Origin of the sequence: Bacillus cereus group sp. BfR-BA-01347 (genome assembly GCF_022663835.1) — a bacterium.
Lineage (GTDB): Bacteria > Bacillota > Bacilli > Bacillales > Bacillaceae_G > Bacillus_A > Bacillus_A thuringiensis_K.
In genome coordinates this window covers 61,261-83,719 of sequence record NZ_JAKUGG010000015.1, presented here as the reverse complement: position 1 = coordinate 83,719, position 22,459 = coordinate 61,261, and the positions used below count along the sequence as shown (strand labels likewise).

Genomic DNA, 22,459 nt, shown 5'->3' with positions numbered 1-22,459 from the left:
TTATCTTCAATTAAAATTACTTTTCTTTTACTTAATTCAATTGCTGAATTGTTGAAGGATAATGATCCTATTGGATTTATACGCAATAAAAATAATATGGAAGTAATAAGCTATTTCATAGACTTAGTAAGTGATCAAAAATGGGAATCTAATCCGAATTTTCAAGAGTTTATTTAAGAATGAAGTGACGATTAAACAAAAAACATTTGAAGGAGATTATTGATGTCTTATTGCTATTGTACGAAGTGTGAGAGTGTTTATAGATGTGAAGATGTAAAGATGTAAAAGTGTGTTGTAGTAATAAAAATAATTTAATTGATTGGGCAGAATTTGCTTTTATTATGGGATATCCTTTATATCCTGTTAAGAAGAAATATGCTGGGTTTCATTTAGATTTATATAAACGTTTAGATGCAACATCTATGTATGATCTTAGGGCATATGATCCTGAACTTTTTTATTATGAGTTTAATGGTTGGAAAGAGAGTGAATTAAAAAAACAAAAATGATAAGCGAGTATTAAAACAAAAAATGTAATTTTAATATAATAGAATTTATCGTTCGAAACAAAAGCCGTGAAATAAATATCTGAATTGTATCCTTTACGAAATGATTTAGGACAACGTCCTAAATTATTTTGTAGAGGGTAGCAAGCAAAGCGCGGTAGTTAAATGAACTTCTTCTTTCTGAATTTCGAAATGAGTCGGTTTATGGTTTAAATTGTATTTTGATAGGCATACGATAATAATAGTTAATGGTATAATGATTATTGTGAATTTTAGTGAAATTTCGTGTGTTCTTTGTCATAAAGCTATTTTAGCTATAGAGAGGATGATATCCGGTATGGAAATTGCAGATAATGAAAATAGTAGGTCTCTTAATCAAAAAATAGATATTGCTGTTGAAGAAGCGGTAGAGTATCTTAAGAGTCATGTTACTTTAGAAGAGTATGACTCTTCGACTCATAGAACATTGGTAGTGAGTGGATGGAATGATAACGAAAATACCTTGCGTTCTATCGGGCATTATTTAGTAGGTTTACGGGCAAGTGCATTAGATGTTGCTTTAAATATCTGTTCTGTATTGTTTGATGACACTCCTGAGGGAAAGCTAGATATATTGAACAGCGTATATGAATTAGTAGGGGAAAACGAAAATAGCTTAACAGATATCAAAATACGTGATGAAAGAAATCCATGGTTGGCTGAAGCGATTTGGCACCTTTGTATGTTTATAGCTAAGGAAAGAACGGAATTGCACCCAAATGGAAATATTATTGCCATTGGCCCTGTACATGTTAAAGCAAAGGATCATGGGCTTGATGGTTTAGTTATTTATGAAAGTGAAGAACAAATAGGAATATCATTAATAGAATCTAAAGCATATAAGGATGATCCTAATAGGGCGATTAGAAAGGCATTAAAATTCTTTCAAGAAATCGATGGTGAGGAGCATACGACTAGGATTAGACAAGATGTTAGTAATATTCGTAGTGTTTTGCCTCGTGAGAAACAGAGATACATAGTGGGTACATTTTGGCGACAGATACGTACTTATATACCCAATCCTCATTATGATAGTTCAGTAGAAATAGATTGGTCTAAAAACCGCGATGCATTTACCAGTTTGGAACTAACAAAAGATAATATAATTATAATGCCAAATATTGTTAACGATTTCGAGCGTTTTTTTAATGAAGTCTCAGAAGAGATGCGTAAATTTGTAAGGGGGCTTTAAAATGTATGATAAATATGCTCAAGAATTGCTCAGTAAAGTTCCTGATTTAGATGAGTTTGATTCAGCTTCTTACAGAAGGGCTTTAACAAAGGGGTATTTGTTTATTACTCAGCTGAAATTGGGTGTTAAAGAAGAACTGCTACATCAGGATTTGCTAGAAGTTCGAGATATGCTAAGGAAATTAGCAGATACAATGGAAAGTATAGCTGTGTTTGATAAAATTAACGGACTAGAAGTTTCAGAAGAAGTCGAATCTGCCTGTGCGTTTGTAGCAGCAGAAGCACTATCTTTGTTAAATAGCCTGTTAAGTCTTTTAGATGATAAAGAAGAGGAAGAATTAAGAGATCACTTTAAACATTATAAAAATTATATTGCTTTAGAGTCTGCCCTTTTATACATGATAGGCGGTTTTGACATTAATGCGAAATCAACACTTGAAGTGCTAAAATTTCAAGATAAAATTGATATTAGAGGTTTAACGTATTTGGATATTGGCCAGAGCTCTACATTACTTCTACAAATTCTTAGAACATTTATTAATGGTGAATTGGACAAGGGTCTCGTATTTCCTATAACTGCACCCAAAATAGAATTCTCTGAGAAGTATGATGAATTAATGGAGAAGATTAGGATTACTTTCTATATCAAACTTATAGAATCAGTTAATTATTATATTTCATGGTTAAAAGGCACAGATCAAAATGGATTATTTCAATGTATGCAGATATTAGAAAAAATAAGAAAGGCATCATCAGTTGAACACGATAGACGTAATACAGAATATTCAGATGTTTATCATTTCAGTTCGATTCTAGCTGTTGCTATTCAGAAGACCCGTTTCAGATCATTACTATATGCAACGCCGTTCCCTAATGGTGCGAATGAAAGGTATAGAGAAGAGTTCCAGAGATATCTTATAAGTAGGGCAAAAGGAACTAGCCATAAGAGAGGTAGACCTTTTCTTTGGCCTTCAGCAATTTCGTATGTTAAGCAATGCTTACCTGGCCCATCTAAAGATTGTGTTGTTACGATGCCAACGGGAAGTGGGAAAAGTTTTGTTGCTGAAATGGCTATGGTACAAGCGTTGGCTAGGGGATGGGTGCTGTATCTAGCTCCAACAAATGCTCTAGTTCATCAAATACGTAGAGACTTGAAAGAGGCATTAATAGAATTTAATGATATAACAATACGCTCATTTGTTGGAGGAGAAGAATACACGACACTTAGTGAAGAGGAAATTGGCTTTGAAGAGAAGTTTGTAGCAGTAATGACTCCTGAGAAGTGCGCTCTTGCTCTAAGATTATACCCTGAAAAATTTGAAAATTGTACGCTTTGTATTTTTGATGAGTGTCATTTGATTAATGACCAAAAAAGAGGAACTAATGCAGATATATTGTTAACCCGCCTAATCGAGTTAGCAAAAGATATTAAGTTTCTTCTAATGTCTGCAATGATTAGTAATGGTGAAGAACTTTGTGATTGGTTAAAACATGTCCATGATTCAAATGCTGTTTGTGAACCAATAAGGTGGCGACCGACAAGAACAATGAGGAGTATGCTTGCACTTGACCGTAATGATTTATTAGAAAAATATCCAGAGTGTCAAAAGAGAGCTAATAAGTTAACTGGTAATAGGAAGAACTTGTATTTCGAAAATGATATGTTGTTAATTTCAGGCTTATCGGGTCCGTGGACGTTAGATGGAGATAATGATTATAAAGTAAGTCAGATTCCGGCTTCATTTAAAATAAAGGTATCCAAGAATGAAAAACTGCCAGATATTGAAAGTTGGAAAAATACGGCTTCTCGTATATTAGCAGAGAAAATAGCAAACAGTGAACTACCTGTAATTAATTTTATCCTTTCTAGTAAACATCATGCCTTTAGTAGTGCTGGAAAAGTACAAGGTTCGATAGAAGGGGCCGTTGGAAATCTTGAGGAGCTACCTGAATTAGTAAAATGTTTTTTAACTATAGCTAATAAAGAATTAGGTTTGGACACAGTACTATGGGATTATTTAAGTCGAGGGATTGCTGTACATAGTAGTGCGATGTTGCAAGTGGAACAAGCTGCATCGGAATATATGTTTAGTAATGGACAAGCAAGGCTTATGTTTGCGACAGGTACATTAGCTCAAGGCTTAAATTTACCGGCAGTAGCTGTCGTTATTGCTGGAATGAAAATGGGGGATCCACGAGAGACCGATAATATACAGGGTGTTAATAATGATAGGGCGAAGTCAATGATATTAAATGCTTTTGGTAGGGCAGGGCGTCCGGGTTTTTCAAATCAAGGAATAGCTGTACTAGTTCCAGATGATCCACTGGCGGTAAAGTTAGATCGTAAAAGCTTCTATACTTTACGAGGATTTGATCTTATGAAAGAACCAGATGCTTCTCTCGAAGTGCATAGTCCAATTGAGGGATTTATCGACTATATCCTTAGTAGTGAATATGATGTAGGATATGCTTCTAATGAGGATCTTATATTAACCTCACTTCTAGCAGAATTAGATGACCAAAATAGTATAAGCGGTACGCTAGGGAAAACTTTTGGAGTATTTCAAAAGAAAGAAGCTGTAACTGAGGAATCCTTAGAAATTGCACGTGGACGAATAATAAAAATAAAAGAAGATTTTCTAGATAATTCAGAAACACCGGAGTGGCTTAATTTAGCAACAATGAAAGCAGGTGTAGATTTATTTCGTTCTCTAGAGATGTGGAAAGCATATGAAAAACGAGGTTTTGTAAAAAGTGATGAAGTTTCTTCATTGAATATAATGGATTGGCTAAATGTGTTCTTTGAAGTAATGTCGTATATGCATCCAAATAAAATAAAATTTAGTCCTGATGAAACTATTAAAACAGAAACAGTTCTAACAAAAATAAGAGACTATGTGACAACAAAGCAAATTTTATTGGAGGATACTTTTGAAATAACTGCTGAGTGGGAGGAATTATGGGAAGAGTTAAAAAAACTAGTATGTTTATATATGGAAGGTGCAGAATATAAAAAAATTGCTGAGTTGTTATTGGCAAAGGAAATTACTAGTCAAAATCGTAGTAGTGGTTCCAACCCTATACCTACGGTTTTCAAGTTTATTAAAGAAGTTATTGAGCCGATAGCAATAGATGCTGGTTGTTTTTTAGCTTTAAATGAATTGGGCGTATTTCAAAATGAAGAAATTCCTGAAAGTTTACAGGCGCTACCACTGGCAATTCGTAATGGATGCAATTCGCTTGGAGCTCTATCTTGGTTTAGATTTGGTATTAGGCAGAGGAAATGTGCTCATGTATTAGAAGAGACATTCCCAGTACCAGTAGATACTATTAATGATTCTAACAGAGCGAGTTGGGTTAGGAAATCGAGAATGGAATTTTTAAATGGACCTAAGCAGGAAGATTCATTTTTAGAATGCATAAGAATGGTTATATTGCAAGATTCTCTGAATACTAATTAAAATGTTAAATTGGATAATTTACTAACGATGAGAATACTTTGTTATGAGTAAGGTATTATTTTATATTGAAGTGTGACCAGTAGGTATCTAGATAGATAATTTTAAGAGAAAAAAGAATCACAATTCCACATATAACGGTGGTTTGTGATTCTTTTTTAGTATGACCCCGGAGAGGCTCGAGCTCACGACCGCTACCCTGCCAAGGTGAAGGTCGTTTAAATAATCTAGTCTTCTCTTTGTATTATAAACTCCCAAAACTTCTTTAATTCCTCACGCTTTTGAGGAGTCGCATTTATTATATCTTCAAACCATTGATAAAGCTCAGGATCTTGTATGTCTGTAACTTGTCTCATTTCAGTTGTACCGAGGAGGTAATCAATTGATACTTCAAAGAAAGTCGCTAATTGTATCAATGTATTATAATCAGGTTCTCGATTTCCTTGTTCATACATTGCATATGTAGTTCGAGCAATCCCTAGTTGATTTGCCATGTCTTCTTGACGCAGTTTGCGTTCTTTTCGAAGAGTGTGTAGTCTAGTGCCAAACATATGCTACCTCCTTTTAGGTGTTTTCTATAACAATTATAACGTCACAATTTGTAACATTTAACAAAGTACACGAAATGTGTAAAAAACATTGATTTCATACTTACAATTATGTAATATAATCATTAGTTACACATTTTGTGACAAAGAAAGAGGGGGAATAATGAGGTTTTGGTTATTGGAAAAACGTAAAAATAAAGAGAAAACACAAGATTATGTTGCATATAAGGCAAGAATATCTAGAAGTATGTATGCAATGATTGAAAGTAGTGAAAGAAATCCAAGTGTTCCTGTTGCAAAGAATATAGCTAAGGTACTAAATTTTGATTGGACTCTTTTTTTTGAAGAGTAATGTCACGATACGTGTACTTATTAGGGTGAGAATTTCATTTCTATATTGTTTTCCTAAAACAAAATAATTTATTAATTATTTTTAAGAAAATATTAGATAAGGGAAGTGTTTAAATATGAACATGAAAACATTTGAAATGCGTGAAAAACGATTAGCAGAACTACTAGGTGCAAAAGTACTATGGGAATTTATAAGTACTGTCACAGAGGAAATTGAAAAACAAGAATTAGCGTTTACACCAGGTTTGTTAGAGGATCTATTCATACATGTGAAAGAAACGATTCAAATTCAAAATATGAATCAACGCATAACAAAAGCCCCTGTAAAAACAGAGGCTGACGGTATAAATAAAGATACATTATTTATGGAAGCGTATGTAGAATTAATTAATCATAAGTTTGTTATTTCTGAATTAGCTGTAGAGCTTTCATCTGTTCTAAAAGAATTAAATTGTTTTGTTCAATCATCTTTGCCACAGCTTCAAAGTAAGCTTGATTCTCAAGAACCTCAATCTGCTTCTCTTTAGGAAGTGATTGAAGTAGTTCTTTTATTTCTTTACACTCGTATATATTAGTATATGATTATTTAATTATTTTACAATTAGTCTATGTTTAGTGTATTATTTATTGATTTTACCCATTAAACAAAGGTGCATTTGATGAATTAGAAATTTTATTTTATTCTAAAACGTCTGGGGAAAGTCAGGTGGAATTATATCATATATTAAACAGTATCGTCTTAATCCAATTATTAAAAAAGGTGATGAAAATAAGAATTTGGAGCCCTTTTTTTAGATTGGCTCCAAATTCTTTAAAGTTATTAATTTTCTGCCCACATAATAGCTAAAAGAAAAGAAATAATTTTAGAGCGGGAGCTTAGTAAATTAAAAATTTATTATCCAACTATATGTTTCCATATACTTGTTGCTTTCTCAACATAACTATTACTCAATCCCAATATGGTTTCGCCAAATTTTAGTTTTTCGGTGATAGTATTAAAAATGTTATTTTTAATACTAGGGCTTGCAATGATTACATTTTCATTAACCTCAGAAATTTTAACCTCTTCTCGTTCACTTTGGATATTATTTGTTTCTGGAATTTTTAAATCGAATTTTAATTCTTCCATTAGTTTAGGTTGATTTTCCTCTTCTTGATAAAAATTGAAATTTCTTTTGGGTAATCTCGATAATTTACTCCAAGAATCATTCTTAATAAGCATTTCAGCTAATTGAATTTCTGCATCTACTCTTACTGCAATTGTACTTGTTTTGTTAAAGCGTTGTTTTTTTAACAAGAAGCTCCTAAAAGAATAAAAGTCAACTATATTATTACAATGTAAAAATACATCAAATTCTAAATCTAATAATCTGTTTTGGAGATTTTTAGGTAATTGTAAATAAGCAAATTGAAGTTGATTAGCTAAATTAAATAGGGTAGGATGACCTAATTCGTATTCGTGGATCGTATTTGGATTTGCGTTACTTACTATTCCTGCATTTAAATATTCCATCAGGGCATTAAAGTATGAATCAAATATAGTTTGAAAGTCCTGTACTGCTTTAAGTAATTTAGTAGTTACTTCAATTGATGTGTACTCAAGGTCTGTTGATTGTTTTATGTTTTTCAAAAAAATAACCCCCATTAAAATAAGTAATATTATTAAAATATTATCATGATTTACTTAGTTTAATCGATGAGTAATTTAAATCAGATTGCATTAATTTCACACTATAACTTAGTTTTTATATACTAGAAAAGAAATATGGCAAATCGGTAGAGAAGCGACGTCTAGGAATGAAGAGCAATGAAAGGTATATCGAGAGTGTAGGTACTTATATGTTATACAATATAGGAATGCAATATAATTAGACTTAAAGAACTCCTTAACAATGATAAAAAAGAAGAACTCAGTAAATTGCACTCATTTTTTCTTAATAATCTTCATATAGAACGGTTATTTACTTTACTCAAAATTGTAAAACCAAAAATTTTCTTTTTTGAGCCCTCTATGTACTATTAAAACTTTTGTTCATAAAAGATTGGAAAAAATATGGTGTTATTTATAGTATAATGAATGCTGTAAATAAATTTAATTTTTATATAAAGGGAGTGTATTGGGATGGGTGTAAAACTTAATTTTGCCTTGTGCGGAACGGATATCGTACATATTGAAGATAGGCTATATAAAAATATTAAATACAGGTGTCCACACTGTCATGAGGATGTGATTTTTAAAAAGGGGAATAAAAGAGAACACCACTTTAGTCATAGGCCTGGAAATAATTGTGTTGTCTCTCGTGAAACTCTCCTACATTTTGAAGCTAAGCACTTTCTTGTTAATAAGATGAATAAAGAAGAAGACATAAAGCTTAAAATTGATTTAAGTTATTTTAAAAGGAAATACAAAGAATTTTTAAGAGCAATTAATATAGTTTCTTACGAAATATCATTATTAGATATATTGAAGTTTTACAAAAAACGTTTTGCTGAAGTTGAGCAATGGATAGGAGATTCTATAGCCGACGTTGTAGTAAGAGGAGAATATGATGATCCCAGTCCATTTGTAATAGAGGTTTATGTAACACATGCAAACGAAGAGGAAAAAGTTCAATATTTTGACGAAGAGGATATACCGTTTTTAGAAGTAATTCCTATTAGAAAAAACAGTGAATTTATGTTCGAGATTTCTGACGCTTCTATTTCTGAGTATATTGATCATATATCTTCTAAAATCTCTACGACAGCAGCTGATATTAGTTATAATATCTTTAAAGATGAATTGATAGATATAGATAGAGAAGATTTAACAGATGAAATATTGTTACAATATAAAAAACAAGCAATACACGAAGTAGAAGATGCAATTAAAACTCTAAATTATAGATACTACATTAACGGTGACATTTATAAAAAAATGAATAGCATTGAAGCTAAGTCGTATATGAGTAAGGAATCAAGTCGTGAGGAACTACTTGAGATATCTTATAAGAATTCTTCACGATCTAAAGATAAATACTTGATGATAAATGATCGTTATTTCTTATCTAGCGAACAAAATCTATTATATTCATTAATATACGAAATACAGGAACATTACCAGGTTGAAGCTATTGTAGGTGGTTGGGAACATACCAAAAAGAAAAAAGTAATAGGTTTTAATATATTAATGCCTAATAGTAAAATTGTAGTAGAAGAAATGAATAGAATACTAATTGATATGTTATCTATAATTAAAAGAGACTGGACAAAAAATAATTTTATGCATGGATGAAGTTACATATATCGTATAGGAAACTCGTTTTATTCTATTTAAAGAGGTAGTTTTAATGTTAGACATCATCTAATTTGATAATACCCTTAAAGATTTGAAAATATTAAGGATGAACTTGCTGACGTCTTAATTTATCTACATTTATTTGCAAATGAAATAAATGTAGATAAAGAAGAGCTAATTTTAGGGAATTTAGAGAAGAATGCCAGGAAATGTCCTGTAGAAAAAGTTAATAGGTCTAATAAAAATATAAGGAACTATAGAGGCGGGAATATTTCGAGAAAATATGATTTTTTGATTGATAAAATCGTATAGCTATACTATAAGTACTAAAAGAAAAATATTATATTGATTTATCAATACAAAGCTCAAGGGTAATTTATAATTCGTTGTATTATACTAAATCAGTATAAAAGGTCTATTGTTTTAATAAATTAGTTTTGTGTTTTTATAATAATTGAATATGAGTTGATTTAATATAGTAAATAATCAATTAGGAGAGATTTTTTTGAGTACACTTAACAGAATTAAAGTAGCTAATAAAGAGTTTAAATTTCCTATTAAAGAATTACCTGAACATTTACATTTAAAATCTACAGTGTATATACTTTTCGACAATGATAAAACTCAGATTTATATAGGTATAACTACGTCAGTGAAAACCAGAAGTGTAGATCATTTTAATGATGTAAGAAAAAAAGGTTTTGACAAAATGCTAGTGTTTTCTGGAGTAGAGTTGGATGAAGCTATTGCACGAGGAGTGGAATCAAAACTACTTAAATTAATTTTAGCAGATGGCAAGTATAGTCGAAGTCAAATTATAAATAGCCGTTTGAATCAAAATATACCAGATCAAATTAAGATTATGAAAAAAGTAGACTGGTTTGTTGAAGAAATATGGAACCATATGTATGAAAATAAATTTGTTTTAACAAAAAACTTAGATATAGTAACAAACAATTTACTATTTAAATATTCCCCATTTACATGCTTGGATAAGTTTCAACAAGAAACATTAGAAGATATAATTACCAATTTAGTAAGTGAAACTCCTGTGAAATCTATAAGTGATATTATTGGTGGACCAGGAACTGGTAAATCATTACTTGTTATAAAATTAGTATTTGAGTTAGTTTATACAAGAGGAGTCTCACAAGATAGAATTAGTATTTATGTACCTCAAGTGCCAAATCATAAGAAAATTATTCAACTGCTTAAGTTATTAGACTTAACAAGAGTTAAAGTGCTTAGAGGGAAAAATTTGGTGAATGGAAAATTTGATATTTTAATAGTGGATGAAGCCCACAGAATGAAAAAATATTATGCAAAGCAAGCCAATGTATTAAAATATTTGAATAAAGGGGATTATAATGATTTAAGTTTAGCATTTAATAATAGCAATCACTTGATTGTACTTAGGGATAGTTTACAATTTGTAAGGCCTTCCGATATAAACCATAAAGAATTTACCAATTTAATTGATCACTTTCTGAAAGAAGATAGTGTGAAGTACAAAAGATATATTTTAAATGAACAACATAGAATACATGGCGGAAATGAATATATTAATTTTATTGAAAAATTCCTTGGAATTGAAAGAATTGAATCTAGAATTGATTTAACTAATGACGAATGTGAAAACTTTGGAGAGTATAATATTCGTGAGGCTCAAAATGTAAAACAGTTGCATGAAGTGATAAAGGACCTCGACCAAGAATGCAGTTTATGTCGTATAGCTGCTGGCTATTATGTTGAATGGGCTTCTAAAAGATTTAGTAAGAAAATTGTACGCGATCCTTATAATAGAGACATTATTTATGATTTTGATTTTGATGGATATAAGCTGATTTGGAATTCTACCGATGAAGAATGGGTTTCTTCGAATAATTCGGTAAATGAAGTAGGTTGTGTTCACACTTTGCAAGGAGCGGATTTAAATTACTGTGGTGTAATAATTGGAGATGATGTTTATTACGATATTAAAACAAATAGACTTGAGATAAATGTTGATAAAGTTAAAGACAGAAATGCAATTCCAATAGGTTTTGATGGACAATCTGAATCATATGAGGAACTTAGAGAATATGTTTTAAATGCTTACTATGTGTTATTAACTAGAGGTATAAGAGGCACGTTTGTTTATTTTGTTGATAAAACAGTAACTGATCATTTTTATAAGGTAAAGAAAAATTATCAATAAGAAGGAGGCTTTAAAAGCTCCTTCTTAACTAATTATCAAATCTTTGGCTTATATTTAAGTGTTTCCATGTTTTTTGATGGTAAATGTTTAAATTGCAATAGTTCCTTGGACCATTCAAGTTGAGAACGTTTTAATAAATCGTACCTGTAATTTAATCAATTTTGTGTACCTCCTATTTCGTTTTTGAAAACGAGATGAGGGATGTATAACTACCTGTTGCAGCCGACCGCCACCCTGTTTGGACGACAACTGCCACCCTGAGTCAAATCAGCGGAAAATAAAAACTGCATCAAACGTTAATTTGACACAGTTTCTACAATCATGGCCTTGGAGAGGCTCAAACTCACGACCTCCACTCTGTCAAGGTGGAGGCCTTTTACCTAATTTAGTCTTCCTTTTGTATTAAAAACTCCCAAAACTTCTTTAATTCCTCCTGCTTTTGAGGAGAGGCACCTTTAATAGCTTTAAACCACTGTTCTAATTCTGTATCAGTTACCTCAATATTATCTCTTGTAATGAATCCTATTTCTTCTAATAAGGATTTTGTGCTTATATTCATGGCATTTGATATCTTTTCTATTACTAAAAGTGTGGGTTCTACAGGTTTTCCAGTTCTTGAATCTACACCTTTTTCAAGTTTGTCTATATAAGTATGACTAACATCACATCTTTGGGCAAACTCGCGTAAGGATAGTTTATTTGTTAAACGATAATTTTTTATAATTTCACCAAGAGTTTTCTTCATATATAATCCTCCTAGTACAATTGTAAACAATAATTTACAAAAAGAAACTAAAATAGAGAAAAAACATGTAAAACATTGTTGACGATTAAGTAAACTATGGTTTACAATTGTTTTGTAATCATATGAATACATAAGTGGAGAGGAGTAGAGAAATGAATAAGATAGCTGAATTAAGGAAAGAAAAACTAATATCACAAGAAAAGTTAGCGGCACAAGTTGGTTTATCGCGCACTTATATTTCTGAGATAGAGAATAATAAAAAACAACCTAACGTTAAGTTAGCTATAAAAATAGCAAAAGTTTTAGGAACAAGCGTGGAATCTATTTTTAGCCCCTCTTGTAAACTATAGTTTACAGTAATGAAGGTAGAGAATTTGATTGCCAATATAGCTGTTCCATCATAATTTAGATAGTCCAATTAATAGTAGAAAAACACAGAAGAGGAAGTGTTCAATATGAATATGCAAACATTTGAAATGCGTGAAAAACGATTAGCAGAACTACTAGGTGCAAAAGTACTATGGGAATTTATAAGTGCTGTCACAGAGGAAATTGAAAAACAAGAATTAGAGTCTACACCAGGTTTATTAGAAGATCTATTCGTACATGTGAAAGAAACCATTCAAATTCAAAATATGAATCAACGCATAACAAAAGCCCCTGTACAAACAGAGGCTGATGGAATAAATAAAGATACAATATTTATGGAAGCATATGTAGAATTAATCAATCATAAGTTTGTTATTTCTGAATTAGCTGTAGAGCTTTCATCTGTTCTAAAAGAATTAAATTGTTTTGTTCAATCATCTTTGCCACTGCTTCAAAGTGAGCTTGATTCTCAAGAACCTCAATCTGCTTCTCTTTAGGGAGTGATTGAAGTATTTCTTTACACTCGTATATATTATTTCTTGAGCCTTCATTATATATAATATAAAACTAATAATTATTAAAGTATTAGTTATTAATAGTTATATAGTATGTAATACTATTAGTGGTTTAAGGTTTTTTAGGGGGGCTGAGTCAAGAGCTTTGGAGATGACTAGAATTGATGGATATGTTTCCAAGGAGACAATACGACTCTGGCTGGAGAATTACGAATCGTTCGCTGTAGGTGGATCGGTTCTCTGATACGCCGCCTAGCTTTATTGGACCTGTTACCAGGATTGTTGGCTAGATACGTGGTTTAGATCCCGAGGAAACGGATACTGCATAAGCTGAACATATGCACTAATGAATACTATAAGTATTATGATAAAACTATAGATTCGGTCTATTGAATTATTAATGGTAATATGGTTTGTATGAATGAGTTAATAAAAACATTGGATAGGTCTTGTCATATTTGAATTACGCGTTGCTAATACACCTAAAACGGTTCCTAATCCTAGTAAAGAAGCCTAAATCCATCCTCATTTCTTGTTTTCATTCGTTAAAATCTACAAAGATGTCAGAGTGTTGGGAAATCCCTAAAGGATTTTCCGACACTCTGAGAAAAGGACGCTTGTGAGAACGTCCTTTTTTATTCCTTTAGAAGGTAGGTTACCTTGTTTAAAATAGCTTCAATTTGCTGTGCATTTTTACTATACATTTCACTTGCCGTTTTTGATTTCGTTTCCAAAGAAAATAGCTTAAGATCAGCATGGCATTTTTTTAAAGATGCTAATAATAAAGGTTTGTTTTGAGGAGAAGGCATTTGGAGTTTATCATTATAAATGTCGATAGTAAGTTGTCCGTATGAATCAACTTGACCAAGAAAGACATTTTCAATGACAACACCGAGTTTTTCTAGTTCAGAATGTAACCAAGCGCGGTTATGCCCACTAGCTGAAAGAGGTTCATCTAGTGCATTTCCATCCATAATAACAGTTTGTGGTTCCTTTTTATTTGGTACTTTCAAGCCAATATCTTTTGCTGTAAGTGGTTGAGATTCTTTCTTTAATAATACATTTAATTCTCCGCTTGGTTCTAAGACAGCAAATTCTACTTCGGATATACTAAAGGCTCCGTTTCCTCTGAGAAGTTCAAGTAATTCATCACTGGTATACTTTTCTTTCTTTAAATTATCCTCAAGTATTTTGCCATCCTTTATTAAAACTGTAGACTTACCTTCAAAGAAATCTCTCGCGGCTTTGTTTTTTAAGGAAAGAATTCCTACGAAAAAAGGTACCGAAGCGAAAATAAGTATGGCCAAGACACCATGGAAAATTTTTTGGTCTAGCCCTGTAGATACTTGAGAGGCGATACCACCGATTGTCATTCCAGCTACGTACTCGAAAAAGGAAAGTTGAGAGATTTGCCTTTTTCCTAAACATTTTGTGATAGTAAATAAAACGATTAATATGAATACAGAGCGGAGAATGACAAGCGTCCATTCGGGTAGGTGAGACATAGTAATTTCCTCCAGTCTACTTAAAACCCTTTATATTAAGGTTCTTCACGTTCTAATACGGAAACTCTATCCTTTAAATCAGCAATGACGCTGTCCATTTCTAACATACATGACAAACACGTTTTACTTCTTCATCTTTTGAATTTAATGAAAGGGAACTTAAGCTTGCTTGAGCGCCTCTTAAACTAGTGAGGCATGTTTTTGCATTTTTACTGGTGCCGTTGGAGGTCCATTGTTATCACTAATTTAAATAAGTCATTTAAGTAGTAAATGCCACTATAATTTTGGTAGTTTTTTTGCTGCTTTATTAAAGAGGATTGTAACCACCAATCAAAAATGTTTTTTATCCTTATTAACCTAATTAGCTAGAAGAAAATAGAAAATAAGATTACTCAAACATACAAGCACCACTTACAATGGTGTTTGTATGTTTGAGTAATTATTTATTGAGGTAACATGTAACCAATTAATGTTCTATTAAGTTGGATAAAGGAATTTCTTGTTCATTCTCTGGTTCATTAAGAGGATAAATTCTAGCTGTTTCATTATTTTCAGTCACATTTTGAATATAAATTGGAACTCCATTATACGTTACATTAGCCATGACTGGTGAAGCGGCAATCTCTTTTGCTCTTTGTTTATTCATTATAATGACCTCCTTTTGATTTGTAACAGTTATAATATTTACTTCAAACTACTTAAGTATTCTTATTACTCAATAATAAGTAAACAGGGAGCTAGTTTTAATTACGGTTACTTGACTAATGAAGACAACGGTTAGATTTTGATTTCCTAGTTGGTTGCGGGATTAGTTTATATAGAAAGTAAACTTTTTGTTTTAAAATCAGGATGCTTAGCATGAGTATTTTGAAAAGACAAGTGGCCTGGTTACAGTGACAATTGTTAGGAAATAAGAAGTAAATGTATAAATTTCTGAAATGTACCCATAAACAGAAAACACCTCTTGTACCATATCTAATAAAATAAGGTATAAGAGGTATTTTTTCTTGTTTTATTCTATTTGATTACCTTATATTGTTCTACTTCAATTAGGTTCTTTTAAATGTAAGAATCCGCTCTAAGCCAATGATAATCTTTACATTAACCTGTTATTGATTATTCTTTTCTTGAATTTCTTCAGAAGGTTCTTCAGTTGGATCTGGCTCATTCTCATCAACGCCATTGCAACCGCACATAAAACCTACAGATAAAATAGTAGACATGATAGCAAGTAAATATTTTCTTTTCTTCAAGTGATTATTGCTCCTTTCAGAGAAATATTTATGCTATTATCTTCTACTTAAAGAAAAAGAATATGCTAACATTTTTTAACACTTTTTCCTTTATATCAAATTAGAATCAAATTCAATTATTAAGGGATTTCCTAGATATTTGTGAGGTTACGGCAAAATGTATTTCAAAGAAGAGTAACTTTAGTAAAAAATGTGCAAAATTATGTGCTGTGATTTATCAAAGATATCGTCAGGAATGTTTCAAATCCAAAAAAATTAATTTTCTATATACATTTATAATCCAGGTAACAAAAGAATTAAATAAATATGTAGTATTGCTAATAGCTATACTGGTTAAGATTCCTATGAAGGCACTTCCTATGATATCAAATGGATAATGATGTCCCAGCCAGATACGTGAAAAACCTGTCAAAATTGCTAAAAACCACATGATTGAGCCAAATAAACGTTCACGAAGTAAGACGGAGGTCGCTAAGGCAAATGCTAAGACTGTATGTTTACTAGGAAATGAGGAATTATTCTTTGATGGGATAAGTAAACGCACACGATGTATAACAAATGGACGAGGTTTAAAATAAAAGAGCTGGATAAAGCGGTTTATAAATAATGCGAATCCTACTGATACCCCTGCAAATAAAATGATTTTTTTGTAGGAATTGTTTCTAAACCACATTAAGGCTAATAAGAAAATGTACAGCAATCGAGTCTTTTGTGAAATAAATATCATAAATGTATCCAATGTTGAGTTACGACCAGCTAGACGATTGATAGCCCTAAACATCTTATAATTCATGCAGATGCTCTCCTTTATTTTTGAATTGTTATATACATACCATTCCCTCACGAAAGAGAAATATGTAGTGTGCATGCCCTTTCTTATTATTCTACTCCATTTAAATAGGTAAATAATATATAGTTACCAATTGAACATGTTTAACTTGATAATGCTCCTCTTACTGGTTATGTACATTTTTAGTTTAGTCACAAAAATTTATAGAAAGCGCACGCCCCTATATTCTCTTGGCATTATTAACTTGACATTGATATAGAGCTACACCTTTTAGAGCATTTGACGAAGGTTGTAAATATGTCTATTTTCAATGTGAATATTTACTAGACAAAACCACTTTTCCCATTAAAAGAGCTGTTCTTAAGTGTAAAATAAGGCAAACAGTGCCAAGTACTTTGTATACGAAACTGTATTTTTTCAAATACTTTAAGCAGAAAGCCTTTCAATAGGAGTGAAAAAAGTGATAAGAGACAAAAGTAAAATGATCCATCTGTTTTTATTATTAATTGTTACTGCAGTTTTTATATGGTCTGTTATTAAGCCTGCAAGATACTCGTCATGGGCAGCGGAAGCTATTCCTGCCGTTCTCGGTCTAATCATTATAATTGCAATATACAATAAGTTTCGCTTTACTACTCTCTCTTATATCATTATTGCAATACTAGCCATCATAATGTTCATCGGCGGTCATTACACATACTCAAAGGTTCCTCTTTTTAATTGGATAAAAGATGTCTTTGATTTAAATCGAAATCACTATGATCGATTTGGACATTTGTTGAAAGGCTTGTTTACAATTGTGATAAGAGAAATATTATTACGGAAAACTCAACTCACCGAAGGTCCTTGGTTAGTTACGATTTGTATAAGTGTGTCGCTTGCTATTGCTGCACTATACGAAATCATCGAATGGTTAGCTTTTAAAATAGCAAAGGGAGGAACAACAGCAAAAGACTTTTTAGGTATGCAAGGCGATATATGGGATGCACAATGGGATATGTCACTTGCCTTAGTAGGATCGATTCTTGCGTTACTCACCCTTTCGACATTACATAACCGACAATTGAAAAAGAATTGATAAATTTCCAATCTAATAATACATAACTTTTCAGTTCCTTTTTGATTTTTTTATAAAATTATTTTTTGTATTTCAGTAAAAACCACTTGAGTAATATTAGGAAGTTCTGTTTTAAAAATCAAGAACTATTAGTATAAGTTGGCATTATAAATCCCTATAAAATAGTGCATCATAAAATATGTGAAATTGAAACGATTGTTTCTTTTTACGATTTTTTTCAGGGGGGACAAAAATGAATATCCTTAATTTTTTGATGTCATTATTCGATTCAAAAAAAATAACTCAACAAATGTTTGAGTTATTCGGAAATAAAAAGAAGAACAATAAAGGATGGATTTGGGTTTCTTTACTAGGATTAGGAACCGTTTTAGGTGTATTAGCAACACGTAATTCAAGCATGATGAAACCTATAAAACATACGTTTCAAGGTTTTCAAAATAAAACAAGATCATTTATTCCATCCAAAGTAAATTTAGCAAATATGGAATTTGCTGATGAAATTACGCCTAACAACCAAGAGAGACATGGTAACCAAACTAATAATCACCACCATTACAAGACAAAAATCCCATCAAAACAACATTAAATAGATAGCCGGTTCTTTATCTTACAGGGAACCGGTTAATTTATGTCTAAACGTACGTTCTTGTTTTTGGAAATGGTGATCCCAAATAAATCCTTAAAGTAATTACTGATTTATACAAAAAAATGCAAATTATCATTATATATTTTTATATAGTTTTTTATGTCTATATATCATGCTATCTCGGCCTTAAATTGTCCTTCTTTAATGTATCTTATGTAACAGTCTCCTTATCTCATTTTTCCTACGATTCATCTCAGCTCCAGAAACTGTGTAACGGAAACTAAAGAAACATGAAACCAATTAATATAGTAAAAGAACAATTTAAAAATATGTTGAGATTATAAAATATTACCAAGAAAGGATTGCTCATTTTATGCTTCTACAGTTCATACAATAAATTGATGAATTTCTAAAAACGGAACCATATTCGGAAATTTAGGCCGATGGTGAGTGAAGTGAAGAAGCTTGGTGTTGTGAAAAATTAGGGAGTTTAAAAGGGGACTTTTTATGAAGAATGAACGAGTAGTAACTTGTAATAAAAAAGGAAGTATTGCAGTCGTTACAATTCAAAATCCACCAGTCAATACTTTAAGTTTAGAAGTAGTTCAACAATTAGTAGATATATTAGAGGAAATAGAAATTGATAATGATATTTCAGTCGTAATTATAACTGGAAGTGGAGAAAAGGCCTTTGTAGCAGGAGGGAATATAAAAGAATTTCCAGATTGGATGGGCAAAGGTGAAAAATATGCCGAGATGAAATCATTAGAATTGCAACAGCCACTTAATCAACTAGAGAATCTGCCTAAACCGACTATAGCGGCTGTTAATGGGTTAGCACTAGGTGGTGGATGTGAATTAGCACTTGCTTGTGACTTAAGGATAATAGAAGAACAATCTTTAATTGGATTACCGGAAATTACGTTAGGTTTATTTCCTGGGGCTGGAGGAACCCAACGCTTACCTAGATTAATTGGAGAAGGGAAAGCAAAAGAAATGATGTTCACAGGGAAATCGATTACAGCAAAAGAAGCAAAAGAAATAGGCTTGGTTAACTACATTACTCCTCGAGGAGAGGCGTTAAATAAAGCAAAAGAGATTGCAAGGGAAATAAGTAAATTTTCTCTTCCAGCTCTCGCCTATATGAAGTTGGCAATTCGCGAAGGGGCAGCAGTACCTTTACAAGAAGGGCTTGAGATTGAAGCGCGTTACTTTGGAAAAGTATTTCAAACAGAAGATGTGAAGGAGGGGGTAAAGGCATTTATTGAAAAAAGAATGCCGCATTTTACAAATAAATAGAATGGGACGAAAAAAGTTATCAAGGTTTATTCTACACTATGCCAACATAGATGCTGTTTTTAAAGCTATTTATTTGTTTTTCGCAACACCTTTCAGATCTAGTTCGTCTAATAAGTACATTTGTAGTAGCATGTATATTTCAAAAGTGAAAATAAATAAAAAAGCGGAGGAATAGAATGGAATATGGTACAAATGAAAAGAAAATAAATCAAATGCCTTTAGTAAGTGTATTAATTCCTACGTATAATCGTCCACATTACTTTGAAAAAGCTTTATGTAGTGTATTAGAACAAACATATCCTAATATAGAAATTATAATAGGAGATGATAGTACAAACGACGAAACAGAGAAAGTGTTACAAAAGTACTTGTCTGATCATTCAAATATTATTTATATAAAAAATAGCTCAACTCTTGGACAATTTGAGAACTCACTTATGTTATTTCATAAAGCGAAAGGTGAGTATATAAATTTCTTAATGGATGATGATTTATTTCACATAAATAAAATTAAAAAAATGATGAAATACTTTTTAAATGATCTAGATAATGAAATTAAGCTTGTAACATCCCATCGCCAAGTAATGGATGCAGAAGGAAACCTATTGCCAGATGTTTATTCAACGATGCGTTTATTTTATACAGATACGATTATAGATGGGCCACAATTAGGAAATATGGTGATTATGAATCAAAAGAATTATATAGGAGAACCTACAACGGTGCTATTTCGTAAAAATGATTTAACAGAACCGTATGGTGTGTTTGATAAAAGGCGGTATCTTTGCAACGTAGATGTAGCTTCATGGTTATCCTTACTGAGTAAAGGGAAAGCAGTATATATAGCGGAGACCCTCAGCTACTTTCGATTACATTCAAATCAGCAGTTAAATGAATCTAATAAAATGATGGATGGGTTAGAAGATTTTTCGCATAGTATTATTATAGCTGAAGAAAAATATGGTTTCTTATCTTCCGAAGAGGAGTTAGACAAAGCTATTACTAATTTTCTAGACTATGCAAGAAGAATTGCTCCATCATCCATACTATATTCATTAGACTACTATCAACAAATCAAGCTAAAGAAAATAAATATAGAAAAGAAAAAACAGCGTATGAATATCAACTCGCACCTCCCAAAAGTCAGTATACTAATTCCTGCCTACAATAGACCTCATTACTTAGAATTAGCCCTCAAAAGTGCTTTGAATCAAACCTATGAAAATATTGAAATTATAATTTCTGACGATAGTACAAATGATGAAGTAAAAGCAATGATCCAACCATACTTAAAAGAATATGAGTGTATAACATATGTTAAAAATGAAAATCCATTGGTGGCTGAAAATTTTAATCAATGTATAGAGCTTGCTACTGGTGAATATATAAATTTTTTATTAGATGATGATTTATTTCATCATGAAAAGATTGAGAGAATGATGAAATACTTTTGTGAATTAGAAAACATTGCATTTGTGACGTCGTATCGTGAACTGATTGATGAGAATGGAGAGATATTACCACCCTCAACATTGAATGTAAAAATTGCCACAGAAACTACAATTTTTGAAGGGAAAACACTAGGGAATTATATGTTGAAAAACTTGAAAAACGTAGTTGGAGAACCGACAACGGTTTTGTTTAATCGTAATTTTTTTGGAGGGAAATTTGGTTATTTTAAGGGGAAAGCGTATTCTTCTATTAATGACATTGCAACTTGGTTAGATATGATGAGGAAAGGAAAAGTAGTTTATATACAGGAACCTCTTAGCTACTTTAGACAACATAGTGGACAAAATCAAAAACAAATGCACTTTATATTAATGACAATTGAAGAATGGATTGAATTAATTACAGATGCACATAATAGTGGGTTTTTAAGTGCTGAACGAGATTATAAAGAGAGCTTATCTTATTGTTTGGAGAATGCGGGATTTATACTGAAGGATGCAGTAAGAAGTGGAGAACTAAATCAAATTTATAATGAAAAGATAAAAAGCGGGTTAAATAAACTAGTTACTCATATATTCGAGAAAGATATTTGTTATTGCCAATATTGCAATCAAGAATTTAAAAGTTTTTCTCCTTGGCCAGCACATTATGATTTTCTAAAATATGAATTTGAGATGTGGAATAAAGATACAGGTATCTGTCCAGTTTGCTATTCGATGGATCGTGACAGGTTGTATCGTGCGTACATTGAAACGGAAACGGATTTGTTAAGTAGGAGTTATACTATGCTTCATATTGCACCTGAAGTGAAGGTAAGAGGATGGCTTAGCCAGTTTAAAAACATTACTTATATATGTGGGGATTTAGAACCAAAGGATTCTTTAATGGAGGAAATTGATATTACGAGAATTGCATACGAAAATAATACCTTTGATGTTATTTTATGTAGTCATGTATTAGAACACGTGCCTGACGATGAAAAAGCAATGCGAGAATTATATAGGGTACTAAAGCCAAATGGATGGGGAATTATTCAAGTGCCAATCGTAATGAATGTAGATTTTATTATAGAGGATAAATCTATTGTAACGCCATTATTGAGAAAAATAGCCTTTGGTCAAGAAGATCATGTAAGAATTTATAATCGATCAGGATTTATTCAACGATTAACTGATGCAGGCTTTAAGGTGGAATTGTATAACATAGCTGAGAAACAAGGAATAGACATTGCTAGGAAATTCGGATTATCTGAAACGGATATGCTCTATATTGTCCGAAAATGATAGAAAGGAATAGATGA

At 31.6% G+C, this 22,459-nt stretch carries 21 protein-coding genes and 2 pseudogenes; 15 read left to right on the top strand and 8 right to left on the bottom strand.

Annotated features, from left to right (window positions below):
• Positions 1 to 287: 287 nt before the first annotated feature.
• From MR143_RS20950 to MR143_RS20940, 3 genes are all read left to right on the top strand, one after another.
• Positions 288 to 509, top strand: a complete 222-nt coding sequence (locus tag MR143_RS20950) for an aldehyde dehydrogenase (protein ID WP_086398276.1) — start codon at positions 288 to 290, stop codon at positions 507 to 509.
• 334 nt (positions 510 to 843) lie between these two features.
• Positions 844 to 1,737, top strand: coding sequence for a hypothetical protein (locus MR143_RS20945; RefSeq protein WP_086398212.1), 894 nt, complete (start codon positions 844 to 846; stop codon positions 1,735 to 1,737).
• 1 nt (position 1,738) lies between these two features.
• Positions 1,739 to 5,197, top strand: coding sequence for a DEAD/DEAH box helicase (locus MR143_RS20940; protein WP_086398213.1), 3,459 nt, complete (start codon positions 1,739 to 1,741; stop codon positions 5,195 to 5,197).
• A 224-nt stretch (positions 5,198 to 5,421) separates the two neighbouring features.
• On the opposite strand, the gene MR143_RS20935 is transcribed toward MR143_RS20940, so the two are convergent.
• Positions 5,422 to 5,745, bottom strand: coding sequence for a helix-turn-helix domain-containing protein (locus tag MR143_RS20935; RefSeq protein WP_086398214.1), 324 nt, complete (start codon positions 5,743 to 5,745; stop codon positions 5,422 to 5,424).
• Positions 5,746 to 5,905: 160 nt separating this feature from the next.
• Here MR143_RS20935 and MR143_RS20930 point away from each other — a divergent pair, with 160 nt between their 5' ends.
• Positions 5,906 to 6,094, top strand: coding sequence for a helix-turn-helix transcriptional regulator (locus MR143_RS20930; RefSeq protein ID WP_098913928.1), 189 nt, complete (start codon positions 5,906 to 5,908; stop codon positions 6,092 to 6,094).
• A gap of 115 nt (positions 6,095 to 6,209) precedes the next feature.
• Positions 6,210 to 6,620 (top strand): hypothetical protein, encoded by a 411-nt coding sequence (locus MR143_RS20925; protein WP_086398216.1) that lies wholly within the window; start codon positions 6,210 to 6,212, stop codon positions 6,618 to 6,620.
• A gap of 368 nt (positions 6,621 to 6,988) precedes the next feature.
• Here the strand turns inward: MR143_RS20925 and MR143_RS20920 are convergent, their stop codons facing one another.
• The gene (locus MR143_RS20920; protein ID WP_242280936.1) at positions 6,989 to 7,723 is read right to left on the bottom strand and encodes a hypothetical protein; all 735 of its coding nucleotides are present in this window, start codon (positions 7,721 to 7,723) and stop codon (positions 6,989 to 6,991) included.
• 492 nt (positions 7,724 to 8,215) lie between these two features.
• On the opposite strand from MR143_RS20920, the gene MR143_RS20915 reads away from it, so the two are divergent.
• The 3 genes from MR143_RS20915 (at position 8,216) to MR143_RS20905 (ending at position 11,567) form a co-directional block, all read left to right on the top strand.
• Entirely contained in the window at positions 8,216 to 9,367 is a 1,152-nt protein-coding gene (locus tag MR143_RS20915) for a competence protein CoiA family protein (RefSeq protein ID WP_242280935.1), read from the top strand.
• Between the two features lie 102 nt (positions 9,368 to 9,469).
• The gene (locus MR143_RS20910; protein ID WP_082182440.1) at positions 9,470 to 9,682 is read left to right on the top strand and encodes a MazG-like family protein; all 213 of its coding nucleotides are present in this window, start codon (positions 9,470 to 9,472) and stop codon (positions 9,680 to 9,682) included.
• A gap of 193 nt (positions 9,683 to 9,875) precedes the next feature.
• Positions 9,876 to 11,567 carry a DNA/RNA helicase domain-containing protein gene (locus MR143_RS20905; RefSeq protein ID WP_242280934.1) on the top strand — a complete coding sequence of 564 codons (1,692 nt, stop codon included), beginning with the start codon at positions 9,876 to 9,878 and terminating at the stop codon, positions 11,565 to 11,567.
• Between the two features lie 385 nt (positions 11,568 to 11,952).
• On the opposite strand, the gene MR143_RS20900 is transcribed toward MR143_RS20905, so the two are convergent.
• Positions 11,953 to 12,312 (bottom strand): helix-turn-helix domain-containing protein, encoded by a 360-nt coding sequence (locus MR143_RS20900; RefSeq protein ID WP_242280933.1) that lies wholly within the window; start codon positions 12,310 to 12,312, stop codon positions 11,953 to 11,955.
• A 152-nt stretch (positions 12,313 to 12,464) separates the two neighbouring features.
• On the opposite strand from MR143_RS20900, the gene MR143_RS20895 reads away from it, so the two are divergent.
• Both MR143_RS20895 and MR143_RS20890 read left to right on the top strand, forming a co-directional pair.
• Complete coding sequence (locus tag MR143_RS20895; protein WP_001033047.1) at positions 12,465 to 12,662, top strand: helix-turn-helix transcriptional regulator; 198 nt, start codon at positions 12,465 to 12,467, stop codon at positions 12,660 to 12,662.
• A 105-nt stretch (positions 12,663 to 12,767) separates the two neighbouring features.
• The gene (locus tag MR143_RS20890) at positions 12,768 to 13,178 is read left to right on the top strand and encodes a hypothetical protein (protein ID WP_242280932.1); all 411 of its coding nucleotides are present in this window, start codon (positions 12,768 to 12,770) and stop codon (positions 13,176 to 13,178) included.
• A gap of 653 nt (positions 13,179 to 13,831) precedes the next feature.
• Here MR143_RS20890 and MR143_RS20885 read toward each other — a convergent pair.
• From MR143_RS20885 to MR143_RS20870, 4 genes and pseudogenes are all read right to left on the bottom strand, one after another.
• The gene (locus tag MR143_RS20885) at positions 13,832 to 14,701 is read right to left on the bottom strand and encodes a DUF421 domain-containing protein (protein WP_242280931.1); all 870 of its coding nucleotides are present in this window, start codon (positions 14,699 to 14,701) and stop codon (positions 13,832 to 13,834) included.
• Between the two features lie 35 nt (positions 14,702 to 14,736).
• Positions 14,737 to 14,909: pseudogene (locus MR143_RS20880) on the bottom strand (DUF1657 domain-containing protein); the annotation flags it as partial.
• Positions 14,910 to 15,167: 258 nt separating this feature from the next.
• Positions 15,168 to 15,347 carry a small acid-soluble spore protein H gene (locus tag MR143_RS20875; RefSeq protein WP_001041679.1) on the bottom strand — a complete coding sequence of 60 codons (180 nt, stop codon included), beginning with the start codon at positions 15,345 to 15,347 and terminating at the stop codon, positions 15,168 to 15,170.
• 463 nt (positions 15,348 to 15,810) lie between these two features.
• Complete coding sequence (locus tag MR143_RS20870; RefSeq protein WP_242280930.1) at positions 15,811 to 15,954, bottom strand: hypothetical protein; 144 nt, start codon at positions 15,952 to 15,954, stop codon at positions 15,811 to 15,813.
• Between the two features lie 110 nt (positions 15,955 to 16,064).
• On the opposite strand from MR143_RS20870, the pseudogene MR143_RS33725 reads away from it, so the two are divergent.
• Positions 16,065 to 16,142, top strand: a pseudogene (locus MR143_RS33725) (hypothetical protein); the annotation flags it as partial.
• Positions 16,143 to 16,183: 41 nt separating this feature from the next.
• On the opposite strand, the gene MR143_RS20865 reads toward MR143_RS33725, so the two are convergent.
• Complete coding sequence (locus MR143_RS20865; RefSeq protein WP_242280929.1) at positions 16,184 to 16,747, bottom strand: undecaprenyl-diphosphatase; 564 nt, start codon at positions 16,745 to 16,747, stop codon at positions 16,184 to 16,186.
• Positions 16,748 to 17,204: 457 nt separating this feature from the next.
• On the opposite strand from MR143_RS20865, the gene MR143_RS20860 reads away from it, so the two are divergent.
• The 4 genes from MR143_RS20860 (at position 17,205) to MR143_RS20845 (ending at position 22,442) form a co-directional block, all read left to right on the top strand.
• Positions 17,205 to 17,822 (top strand): DUF2238 domain-containing protein, encoded by a 618-nt coding sequence (locus MR143_RS20860; RefSeq protein WP_141481295.1) that lies wholly within the window; start codon positions 17,205 to 17,207, stop codon positions 17,820 to 17,822.
• 232 nt (positions 17,823 to 18,054) lie between these two features.
• Positions 18,055 to 18,408, top strand: a complete 354-nt coding sequence (locus tag MR143_RS20855) for a hypothetical protein (protein ID WP_001023781.1) — start codon at positions 18,055 to 18,057, stop codon at positions 18,406 to 18,408.
• A gap of 507 nt (positions 18,409 to 18,915) precedes the next feature.
• Complete coding sequence (locus MR143_RS20850) at positions 18,916 to 19,707, top strand: enoyl-CoA hydratase (protein ID WP_242280928.1); 792 nt, start codon at positions 18,916 to 18,918, stop codon at positions 19,705 to 19,707.
• A gap of 176 nt (positions 19,708 to 19,883) precedes the next feature.
• The gene (locus tag MR143_RS20845; protein WP_242280927.1) at positions 19,884 to 22,442 is read left to right on the top strand and encodes a glycosyltransferase; all 2,559 of its coding nucleotides are present in this window, start codon (positions 19,884 to 19,886) and stop codon (positions 22,440 to 22,442) included.
• Positions 22,443 to 22,459: the final 17 nt, after the last annotated feature.

Excerpts from the sequence above, each read along its gene's own strand:
- MR143_RS20945 (WP_086398212.1), top strand. The coding sequence starts at position 844 with ATGGAAATTGCAGATAATGAAAATAGTAGGTCTCTTAATCAAAAAATA.
- MR143_RS20940 (WP_086398213.1), top strand. The coding sequence starts at position 1,739 with ATGTATGATAAATATGCTCAAGAATTGCTCAGTAAAGTTCCTGATTTA.
- MR143_RS20935 (WP_086398214.1), bottom strand. The coding sequence starts at position 5,745 with ATGTTTGGCACTAGACTACACACTCTTCGAAAAGAACGCAAACTGCGT.
- MR143_RS20930 (WP_098913928.1), top strand. The coding sequence starts at position 5,906 with ATGAGGTTTTGGTTATTGGAAAAACGTAAAAATAAAGAGAAAACACAA.
- MR143_RS20925 (WP_086398216.1), top strand. The coding sequence starts at position 6,210 with ATGAACATGAAAACATTTGAAATGCGTGAAAAACGATTAGCAGAACTA.
- MR143_RS20915 (WP_242280935.1), top strand. The coding sequence starts at position 8,216 with ATGGGTGTAAAACTTAATTTTGCCTTGTGCGGAACGGATATCGTACAT.
- MR143_RS20900 (WP_242280933.1), bottom strand. The coding sequence starts at position 12,312 with ATGAAGAAAACTCTTGGTGAAATTATAAAAAATTATCGTTTAACAAAT.
- MR143_RS20895 (WP_001033047.1), top strand. The coding sequence starts at position 12,465 with ATGAATAAGATAGCTGAATTAAGGAAAGAAAAACTAATATCACAAGAA.
- MR143_RS20890 (WP_242280932.1), top strand. The coding sequence starts at position 12,768 with ATGAATATGCAAACATTTGAAATGCGTGAAAAACGATTAGCAGAACTA.
- MR143_RS20885 (WP_242280931.1), bottom strand. The coding sequence starts at position 14,701 with ATGTCTCACCTACCCGAATGGACGCTTGTCATTCTCCGCTCTGTATTC.
- MR143_RS20875 (WP_001041679.1), bottom strand. The coding sequence starts at position 15,347 with ATGAATAAACAAAGAGCAAAAGAGATTGCCGCTTCACCAGTCATGGCT.
- MR143_RS20865 (WP_242280929.1), bottom strand. The coding sequence starts at position 16,747 with ATGAATTATAAGATGTTTAGGGCTATCAATCGTCTAGCTGGTCGTAAC.
- MR143_RS20855 (WP_001023781.1), top strand. The coding sequence starts at position 18,055 with ATGAATATCCTTAATTTTTTGATGTCATTATTCGATTCAAAAAAAATA.
- MR143_RS20850 (WP_242280928.1), top strand. The coding sequence starts at position 18,916 with ATGAAGAATGAACGAGTAGTAACTTGTAATAAAAAAGGAAGTATTGCA.
- MR143_RS20845 (WP_242280927.1), top strand. The coding sequence starts at position 19,884 with ATGGAATATGGTACAAATGAAAAGAAAATAAATCAAATGCCTTTAGTA.